This is a genomic window from Mycobacterium sp. TH-M103 (genome assembly GCF_057473785.1).
This window is the reverse complement of record NZ_JBYCLG010000113.1, coordinates 1-5,386: the sequence shown is the minus strand read 5'-3', so window position 1 is coordinate 5,386 and position 5,386 is coordinate 1. Positions and strand designations below refer to the sequence as shown.

Here is a 5,386-nt window from a genome sequence, read left to right as displayed (position 1 = left end):
GTACCGGATTCGCTGCTGTCCCAGGACCGCTACTGGCAGCACACCGCCGGCACCTGGCTGCTCGACATGGGCATGCTCGCCGCACTCTCGGTGTTCTATGGCGGCTTCGTTCGCTGGAGGATCCGGCTGCGCCGTTGAGCACGCCGCTGACCGGTAGAGTGACACCATCCACGCGCCCAAACACGAGACGTTCGACCTGCTCGCCCGCACCAACACCGATCCCAAGGGCATCGTGCGGGCCGTCGACGAATACGCGGTGCACCCGTGGGGCCTCTATGTCGCCCGGCCCACGCCGGGCCGGGCCCAGTTCCACTACCTCGAGTCGTGGCTGCTGCCGTCGCTGGGGCTGCGCGCCACGGTGTTCCACTTCAATCCCGGCCACGAACGCGACCAGGACTACTACCTGGACGTGGGCGAATACGTCCCGGGCACGCAGGCGTGGCATGCCGAGGACCACTACCTCGACATCGAGGTCCGCACCGGGGCGGGCGCGGCGGTGCTCGACGTCGACGAGCTACTGGATGCGGTCCGCCACGGCCTGCTGACCCCGGAGGTCGCCGAGCGGGCGGTGCGCCACGCGGTGGACGCCGTCGACGGGCTGGCCCGCAACGGCTACGACCTGTCCCGCTGGGTGGCCGGCAAAGGCATGCACCTCACCTGGCGCGCAGGTTCAGGATGACTTGCCCGGCGTCGCGCCGTTGGCCCTGCCACCATCTTCGTTGACCAGTACGCGGATTTCGCGGTCCCACTGCGCGTCGTGGGCGCGCTCGAAGCCCCAGCGCAGCACCGCCAGGACCGCGCCCGACGACAACATCACCAGCAGACCGATCGACACGGCGACCGTGAGCGCGTCCAGGACGGGACGCAACGGCGCGGGCGACCGGGTGTGGTCGCCGTGGTTGTCGACCCAGATCTGGATGCGGTCACCCGGTCGCACCGTCCCGCTCCACTGGAACGTGTCGGTGTGCGGCGCACCGCCGGCGGTCCACTGCGCCCGCACCACGGGCATTTCGGAACCGTCGAAATTCGCGACGGTGCCGACTTCGAGGACCGTCGCGCTCACCGTCTGGCGCGTCCGGGCCAGCATGGCGTCGGCGCGGCGCTCGCTGTCGTGTATCTCGGTGCCCACGGCACCGGCGACGGCGATCCCCGCGAGCGCGACCAGCAGCACGGCCAGCACGGCCAGCACCTCGATGCGGTCGCTGCGCCGCAGCAGCGGGTTGCCGGCGAACAACCGGCCTATCCACCAGCGGCGCGGATCCACGGTGAACGTCTGCACGACAGCTCCTACACCCACCACGGTTATGCCCCCATTCTGCGCCGCCGGCGATGACACGTGCAGGGCCGAAAGGCCCGAAGCGCCGCGGCCGGCGCGACCCGCGGGCGCAGCCGTGCCCGCCCGCGTGCCGGGAACGCCAGAAACTCTGCCGCGGAGCGCTTTCCGGGCACGCACCGGGGGTTCGGCCGCCACGGGCCGGCCCGATACGGTTTCCGGATCCGCGGAGCGGGTACCTGTCCGGGCATGTCCTTGAGCGTGCACCGGCGCAAGCACCGGTCCGGCCGCAGCCCCGAGTCGCCCGACGGGCCGCGGGCGGGGCGCCGCCGACGCCGCGGTGAGCCCGGCTTCGTCATCGCGCACCGCGCGGCGGGCGGCGACCATTACGACCTTCGGCTAGAGATCGACGGCGTCCTGGTGTCGTGGGCGATACCCAAAGGGCCCTCCCCCACCCCCGAGCTCAAGCGGATAGTGCGCCGCGGCGGGGACCGCCCGCTGCAACACCCGGACGGCGATGACGACGTCATGGTGGTGGACAGCGGCACCTACACCAACGCGACCAGGCACGCGATGGGCGAATGCCTCAGGCGGGGCCACGTGTCGTTCCACCTGCGCGGCGAGCGGGTGCGCGGCTGCTACGCCCTGACCCGGGTCCGGGAGGGCGAACACGAGACGTGGCTGCTGCTGCGGCGCAAGGACCCCGAGTCGGTGCCGTCCGAGCGCCCGCCGGACGAGCACCCGGACGCGCACAATGAACAGCCATGACCGATGCCGAACATCCATGGCCGGCCTCGCCGGTCTCCCCGAACCGGTGCGCCGCGCGCTGCACCATGAGGCGGTGCCCGACTGGCGCGCCCCCACCCTGGCCACCCTGACCGACAAACGGTTCTCCAACGCCGGCTGGATCTTCGAGCGCAAGTTCGACGGGATGAGCGCTCTGGCCTTCCGCGACGGGGACAGCGTCCGGCTGCTGTCGCGAAATCGCCAGCCGCTCGACAGAACCTACCCCGAACTCATCGACGCGCTGCTTGCCCAGCGCACCACCCGCTTCGTCGTGGACGGCGAGGTGGTGGCCTTCGAGGGGCGGCGGACCAGCTTCGCCCGGCCGCAGGGGCGCCTGGGGATCACCGATCCCGGCGCGGCGCGCGCGTCGCGGGTCCGGGTGTTCCACTACCTGTTCGAACTGCTGCACCTGGACGGCGACTCCACCACCGACGTGCCGCTGCTCTGGTTTGCTGCGCGGCGCCATCGACTTCGGCGGTCCGCTGCGCTACACCCCGCACCGCGTTGCGGACGGGATCGCCGCCTACCGGGCGGCGCGCGAGCGCGGCGACGAGAGCGTGATCGCCAAGCTGGCCGATTCGACGTATGACGGCAGGCGCTCACCGCATTGGCTGAAGTTCAATTGCGTGCGCGACGAGGAATTCGTGGTCGGGGGTTACAACGGCCCCAAGGGCAGCAGGGTCGAGTTGGGGGCCCTGCTGCTCGGCTACTACGAGGGCCGGGAGTTGCGCTACGCCGGCAAGGTCGGAACCGGCCTCGACGAGGCCACGCTGCGCTGCCTGCACAAGCGGCTGTCGGATCTCGAGCGGGATTCCTCGCCGTTCGTTTCGGCGGTGCGCGAGCCCGGCATCCTGGGTGCGCCCGGAGCTGGTAGCCCAGATCGGGTTCACCGAGTGGACACGCGACGGCAAGCTGCGTCACCCGCGCTACCTCGGGCTGCGTACCGACAAGGACCCCGCCGACGGACCCGCTGATGCCGTGCGCGCGGGTCGAGATCACCCACCCCGACCGGGTGTTGTTCCCCGAGGACGGGATCACCAAGGGTGAGCTCGCCGACTACTACGGCGAGGTGGCCGAGGCGATCCTGCCGCACCTGCGGGGCCGGGCGCTCACCGTGCAGCGGTTTCTCCGCGGCATCGGCGAACCGGGCTTTGTGCAACAGGATTTCGCCGATTCGCTGCCGGACTGGATGGGACGGGTCGAGGTCGCCAAGGAGGGCGGCGGCACCGTGGTGCATCCGCTGGCCGGACACCCGGAGGCGTTGCGCTGGCTGGCCAGCCAGAGCTGCATCACGCTGCACGCGTGGCAGTCTCGGCGGGTCCGGCTGAATCACCCCGACCGGCTGGTCTTCGACCTGGACCCGACCGACGCCGACTTCGCGGTGGTGCGGGCGACGGCCCGCGCGGTGGCCGGGGTGCTGCAGGACCTCGGTTTGGTCAGCTACGTCCAGACGACGGCGCCACAGCAAATGGCTGATCCTGCCGCCGGTCGGGCCGACGTTGTTGATCCACAGCGGGATGACCGGCCACCCCCGCTACCGCGCCGGCGGCGCCGGCCGCGAACGCCAGGAACGGCTGGTGATCGTCCTGGACGAAGGCGAGTTGCGCTCCACGGCGGCCAGGCCAACAGCGCCGCGCTCAGCGCGATGCCCGGCCAGGTGTTCGAGGCCAACGAGGTGCTGCCCGACCCGAAGTAGGACGGCATGCAGGTGGCGTTGCACTGGCCCTACTCCGCCAAGGTGCGCTGCGAGATCGACGTGGACGACAACGTGTTGGCGCAGGTCGACGAGATGGTCTCGCCCAAGCAGGGCGACGGCGGGCCGGGCAACGGGGTGCTGGGCTGCGGCGCGCCGCTGCCCGGCGGTTAGGTGGCGCCGGGCCTCACGGCCGCCAGCCGGATCCGTCGGCCCATTCCCAGGCCCGCGGGTAGGCGTCGTGCAGCCAGGGCTCTTTGGCGTCGGCGTAGTGCGCGACGTCGCCGTGCGCGCCGCTTTCGGCCGCACGCTTGATCGCCAGATACTCCTCGCGCACCTTGGGTTCGGCCCGCAGCCAGTCGACGAAGAGCAGGGCGAACTGCTGTCCGGGCCAGCCGTCCACCCGGACGTGCACATTGGTCGGCCGGCCGGGATCGGCCGAGGCGTGAGTCCGCTTGTGCCACAACGTCGGATCGTCGCAGTAGTCGAAGCCGTCCACGGTGCTGCGGGCCTCGGCCCGCGGGACGTCGCTGACGACGTCCGCGATGCGCGGGTAACCGGCGGCCAACAGCGGTTCGGCCAGCTCGTCGGCCACCGCGAGCGACTCGACGGTGATCTGCATGTCGATCACGTCCTTGGCGTCGAGCCCCGACACGGCGGTCGACCCGACGTGATCGACCCGCAGCGCCTTGTGCCCGCAGGTGGTCTGCAGCCGGGCCCGGATGCGGCGCGCCTGCTCCGGCCACCTCGGGTCGGCCGGCGCCAGCCGCGCGGGGGCGCGCGCGGCCCGGCGCGCGGTCAGGTTGTGGGCGAACGGCAGTATCCGGTTGTCCCACACCTCGCGGGCGCGCCGCTTCAGCTCCGCGGGGCTGCCGGAGTTATCCAGCCATACGTCGGCGACCGCGCGGCGCTGCTCGTCGTCGGCCTGGGCGGCGATGCGGGCGCGTGCGTCCTCCTCGGCCATGCCGCGCTGGTCGACCAGCCGGCGCACCCGCACTTCGACGTCGGCGTGCACGACGACGACGAGCGGAAACAGTGGCGCCATCCCGGATTCCACCAGCAACGGGATGTCCTCGACGACGACGGCGTCGTCCGCCACCCCCGCGATGATCTCCGCGCGCCGCCGGCCGACGAGCGGGTGCACGATCCCGTTGAGCGTCTTGCGGGCGTCGTCGTCGCGAAAAGCCTTGGCGGCCAGGGCCGGACGGTCCAATGCCCCGTCGGGCAGGAGGATGTCGGCACCGAACGCGTCGACGAGGGCGGCCAGGCCCTCGGTGCCCGGCTCGACCACCTCGCGCGCGATCACGTCCCCGTCGACGATGACGGCGCCGCACTCGGCGAACGTGGCGGACAGCGCCGATTTGCCGGCCCCGATGCCGCCGGTCAACCCGATGCGCAGCATCAGCAAGCGGTGTTATGCGTTGCCGGCGAGCTTTTCCCGCAGGGCCGCCAGTTGGGCATCACTGGCCAGCGATCCGCCCGCGGACTTCTCCGAGGGCGAGCCGTTGCCCGGCGACTGGTCGCCACCGGCGTGATGCCCGGCCTCCTCGGCCGCGGCGAACTTCTCCATCTGCGCGGTGTGCATCTTGTGCTGGCGCTCGGCCTCGGCGTAGCGGGCCTCCCACTCGGCGCGT

Annotated in this window: 7 protein-coding genes and 2 pseudogenes; 6 read left to right on the top strand and 3 right to left on the bottom strand. The window is 71.7% G+C overall.

Features of this window, described 5'->3' with window-relative positions:
- Positions 1-138: hypothetical protein (locus tag AC2VOR_RS06555; protein WP_486963420.1), on the top strand; the 138-nt coding region annotated here is incomplete at its 5' end.
- A 94-nt stretch (positions 139-232) separates the two neighbouring features.
- Positions 233-679: a ribonuclease FAU-1 family protein gene (locus tag AC2VOR_RS06550; protein WP_369738906.1), complete on the top strand. Its 447-nt coding sequence runs from the start codon at positions 233-235 to the stop codon at positions 677-679.
- Here AC2VOR_RS06550 and AC2VOR_RS06545 read toward each other — a convergent pair.
- A complete protein-coding gene (locus tag AC2VOR_RS06545) occupies positions 671-1,279 on the bottom strand; it encodes an Rv1733c family protein (RefSeq protein ID WP_369738908.1) in 609 nt (202 codons plus the stop codon). The genes AC2VOR_RS06550 and AC2VOR_RS06545 overlap by 9 nt on opposite strands.
- Positions 1,280-1,522: 243 nt before the next feature.
- Here AC2VOR_RS06545 and AC2VOR_RS06540 point away from each other — a divergent pair, with 243 nt between their 5' ends.
- From AC2VOR_RS06540 to AC2VOR_RS06525, 4 genes and pseudogenes are all read left to right on the top strand, one after another.
- Entirely contained in the window at positions 1,523-2,041 is a 519-nt protein-coding gene (locus tag AC2VOR_RS06540) for a DNA polymerase ligase N-terminal domain-containing protein (RefSeq protein ID WP_369738909.1), read from the top strand.
- A 16-nt stretch (positions 2,042-2,057) separates the two neighbouring features.
- Positions 2,058-3,022 (top strand): annotated as a pseudogene (locus tag AC2VOR_RS06535) (ATP-dependent DNA ligase); the annotation flags it as partial.
- 10 nt (positions 3,023-3,032) lie between these two features.
- Positions 3,033-3,755 (top strand): non-homologous end-joining DNA ligase LigD, encoded by a 723-nt coding sequence (gene ligD / locus AC2VOR_RS06530; protein ID WP_369738911.1) that lies wholly within the window; start codon positions 3,033-3,035, stop codon positions 3,753-3,755.
- Positions 3,756-3,761: 6 nt separating this feature from the next.
- Complete coding sequence (locus AC2VOR_RS06525; protein ID WP_369738912.1) at positions 3,762-3,926, top strand: hypothetical protein; 165 nt, start codon at positions 3,762-3,764, stop codon at positions 3,924-3,926.
- Positions 3,927-3,939: 13 nt separating this feature from the next.
- On the opposite strand, the gene coaE is transcribed toward AC2VOR_RS06525, so the two are convergent.
- Together coaE and rpsA are read right to left on the bottom strand one after the other, a co-directional pair.
- Complete coding sequence (gene coaE, locus AC2VOR_RS06520; RefSeq protein WP_369738913.1) at positions 3,940-5,154, bottom strand: dephospho-CoA kinase; 1,215 nt, start codon at positions 5,152-5,154, stop codon at positions 3,940-3,942.
- A 12-nt stretch (positions 5,155-5,166) separates the two neighbouring features.
- Positions 5,167-5,386, bottom strand: a pseudogene (gene rpsA, locus AC2VOR_RS06515) (30S ribosomal protein S1); the annotation flags it as partial.